Below are 3,519 nucleotides of genomic sequence, written 5' to 3'. Positions count from 1 at the left end.
AAAAGCCTAGAATCGATAAGATTTCGTCACTCGACTTACCTAGAATCCTCTTCGCATCTGGCGCATCATAATTTACTAAGCCTCGCGCAAATTCCCTGCCAGAACTATCTTTGCACGAGACCATATNTCACCACGCTTGAAACGACCACTTGCCGAAACAACCCCGACAGACAGTAAACTTTTACCACCACGCTCTAGCACTGCCACAGCCCCATCATCAAGCACCAAATTACCTGCTGTCTGGAGATGCCCTGCCAACCATTGCTTACGCGCAACTTGTCTTGAGGTTGAAGGCAGCATCATAGTACCCAAATCCTCTGCCGCTCTTAAGCGCAACAAAATACTTTCTATCTTGCCACCAACAATCACACTATAAGCACCGGAACGCGCCGCCAAACGGGCTGCTCGCACCTTGGTCGCCATTCCACCACGCCCTAGCGCACCTGCACCACCGGAAGCCATCTCCTCTAGCCGCTCATCTGAGGCCAATACCTGAGTCAACATTTGCGCATCAGCATTTCGACGCGGATCCTTATCAAACATCCCCGCCTGATCCGTTAAAATTATCAGGCCATCAGCCTCAACCAAGTTGGCAACCAAAGCCCCCAAGGTATCATTATCACCAAAACGAATCTCATCCGTCACAACCGTATCATTTTCGTTGATAATTGGAATGGCACCCAACTCAACAATTGAACGAACGGTACTTCTAGCATTCAAGTAGCGCTTGCGGTTAGACAGATCATCGTGCGTCAACAAGACTTGAGCTGTATGCAAGCCATGCTTTTGGAACTCTTCTTCATAGGCCTGAACCAAACCCATTTGCCCGACCGCAGCCGCAGCTTGCAGCAAGTGTAACTCCTGAGGACGCTCGCTCATCCCCAAGCGCGCCATACCTTCCGCCACAGATCCGGAAGACACTAAAATAATTTCAAGCCCCTGACGATGCAACTTAGACAACTGCGCCACCCAGTCACCGATAGACTCTCGAGCCAAGCCCTTACCATCATCAGTCAGCAATGCACTGCCGATTTTCACAACCCAACGGTTTGCACGACTTAGCTCAGCGCGCCCAGTACACTCAGTCATATTGATACAACCCTATCGCCCACCACAAAACCACTCACCACACTACTGAGCATATACCACTTCAACACCATCATCGTCATCGCCGTCATCAAAATCGTCATCCAGCTCCTCACCTGCCAGGCGCTTAGCCTTGCGAGCCGCCTTCAGAGCCTCTAGATTATCTCTAGCTTCCTGATGCATCTTATCCTTAATCAATTGCTCCTGCTCAGCTAAGGCTTCATCAGCTGCCTCAGCCGCATTCTTCTCATCAATCCATGTCATGATATCCCGACACAAGTTCGCTAGACCAGCAGACTTAATTGCCGACACCTGATAAACGGGCCCCGTCCAATTTAACGCTTCTACTAATTTCTCGCATATAGCCTTACGATCTTCTTCTGGCAATAAATCAAGCTTATTCAGAACCAGCCAGCGATCCCGGGAAGCCAAGGTAGGGCTAAACTTTTCCAACTCAGCCGCTATCGCCTGCACCACCTGAGCCGGATCTGAGCCATCGTAAGGCGCCATATCAACAACATGAAGCAACAGACGAGTTCTTACCAAATGCTTCAGAAAACGAACACCAAGGCCCGCTCCTTCTGCAGCACCCTCAATCAAGCCTGGAATATCAGCAACCACAAAACTCTTATGCTCTTCAACACGCACTACACCCAAATTAGGTACTAACGTTGTGAAGGGGTAATTAGCCACTTTAGGCTTAGCTGCAGAAATTGAACGAATCAGCGTAGACTTACCTGCATTAGGCATACCAAGCAAACCTACATCCGCCAACACCTTCAACTCCAAACGCAGGCTACGTGACTCACCTTCACTCCCTTTAGTTGTCTGACGGGGCGCTCTATTCACACTGGATTTGAAACGAGTGTTACCCAAACCATGAAAGCCACCTTGCGCCACGATGAGCTCTTGCCCGATCTCAGTCAAATCCCCTAGCACTTCTTCAGTGTCCGTGTCGATAACTGAAGTCCCTACCGGAACCTGAAGAAACAAACTCTCACCCTTTGCTCCAGTACAATTACGCCCGGCACCCTGCTCACCAGATTGAGCGCGATAATGCCTGACATAACGATAATCGACCAAAGTATTCAGCGACTCACTTGCCACCAGAATAACTGAACCGCCGTCTCCGCCATCTCCACCATCAGGCCCACCCTTCGGAATGTACTTCTCTCGACGAAAGCTCAAGCAACCGTTACCACCTTTACCAGCCTCTACTCCAATTGTCGCTTCATCAACAAACTTCATTGCACACCCCTTAGATTAGTACCCAACGACCAACATTTGACCCTATAAGGAAAATAAAGTCGATCAGCAAATAAATTGCAAAAAAAAAGCTCCGCACAGCGGAGCCTTTTCCAAATCCGTAACGACTGCTTACTCCGCAGCTTCAACCGTCACATATTTGCGGTTCAAAGGACCTTTTGTTACAAACTTCACAACACCACCAGATGTTGCAAACAATGTATGATCCTTACCACAACCAACATTATCGCCTGCGTGGAAACGTGTACCACGTTGACGCACAATAATGTTGCCTGCTTTAACTACTTCACCACCGAATCGCTTAACACCTAAACGTTTCGACTCCGAATCGCGACCGTTACGGGTACTACCACCCGCCTTCTTATGAGCCATTATCCTACTCCTATTGTCTGTTCGTATCTAAACCGGTTTAATTGCTCCTGAGAGCGACCATAAACTCAGTGTTAGCCTTTAATTCCAGTAATTTTCACCTCAGTATACCACTGACGGTGACCCATTCTCTTCATGTGGTGCTTACGACGCTTGAACTTCAAGATACGTACCTTCTCGTGACGACCATGATCAACAACCTCAGCCGTTACTTTTGCACCCTCAACATTTGGCGCGCCAACTTTAACATCGTCGCCATTTGCAACAAGTAATACACGGTCAAATTCAACCGTCCCACCTGTTTCAACTTCAATTTTTTCCAGCTTTAACACTTCACCTTCGGTGACACGGTGCTGCTTACCACCGCTTACAATAACTGCGTACATTTGGTTTTCTCCAAATTTTTCATATCGCCTAACACACCTGAACTTCCGCTAATAATAAGCATTACCCAGATGAATCAAACTTACCAAGACCTATATATTGAGAACTAAATCTCCGGCCTCACTTTCTACCCGCATGTGTTACTTACGACCAATTTTCCCCAAACTGATATTTACAGTTTTTTGAAAAATCTGATCTCCAGTTTCTAAAGGAAGCTCTTTGGCAACCCTATCACTGAGAACACCCATGACTTTTAGGGCGCGCAATTGTATTTTATTCAACCAAGTGTTGCAAGCACATTCTAGCCAAAACAAGACTTTAATTATTGTATGGCGGATAGTAATTCTTGACAGACAAGCACAGCCCCCCTAGCATGTCAGCCAATTTTAGTCGGCTCTATTTTAAGATATTCAA

3 protein-coding genes and 1 pseudogene are annotated in these 3,519 nt (G+C 47.4%); all 4 read right to left on the bottom strand.

All coding sequences use genetic code 11. The features are described from left to right. A pseudogene (proB, locus tag A3735_RS09195) lies at positions 1-1,089 on the bottom strand (glutamate 5-kinase); the annotation flags it as partial. 42 nt (positions 1,090-1,131) lie between these two features. Next, positions 1,132-2,334 (bottom strand): Obg family GTPase CgtA, encoded by a 1,203-nt coding sequence (gene cgtA / locus A3735_RS09190; RefSeq protein WP_068511679.1) that lies wholly within the window; start codon positions 2,332-2,334, stop codon positions 1,132-1,134. A gap of 129 nt (positions 2,335-2,463) precedes the next feature. Beyond that, positions 2,464-2,724: a 50S ribosomal protein L27 gene (gene rpmA, locus A3735_RS09185; protein WP_068509869.1), complete on the bottom strand. Its 261-nt coding sequence runs from the start codon at positions 2,722-2,724 to the stop codon at positions 2,464-2,466. A gap of 71 nt (positions 2,725-2,795) precedes the next feature. Beyond that, a complete protein-coding gene (gene rplU / locus A3735_RS09180; protein WP_068509871.1) occupies positions 2,796-3,107 on the bottom strand; it encodes a 50S ribosomal protein L21 in 312 nt (103 codons plus the stop codon). Between the last annotated feature and the right edge of the window lie 412 nt (positions 3,108-3,519).

The sequence above is a fragment of the Oleiphilus sp. HI0061 genome, assembly GCF_001635675.1.
The sequence above is the reverse complement of the archived record's forward strand: the minus strand, read 5'-3'. Positions and strand labels throughout refer to the sequence as shown.

What these genes read in the sequence shown, in the direction of transcription:
- cgtA (WP_068511679.1), bottom strand. Translation starts at nt 2,334, where the DNA reads ATGAAGTTTGTTGATGAAGCGACAATTGGAGTAGAGGCTGGTAAAGGT.
- rpmA (WP_068509869.1), bottom strand. Translation starts at nt 2,724, where the DNA reads ATGGCTCATAAGAAGGCGGGTGGTAGTACCCGTAACGGTCGCGATTCG.
- rplU (WP_068509871.1), bottom strand. Translation starts at nt 3,107, where the DNA reads ATGTACGCAGTTATTGTAAGCGGTGGTAAGCAGCACCGTGTCACCGAA.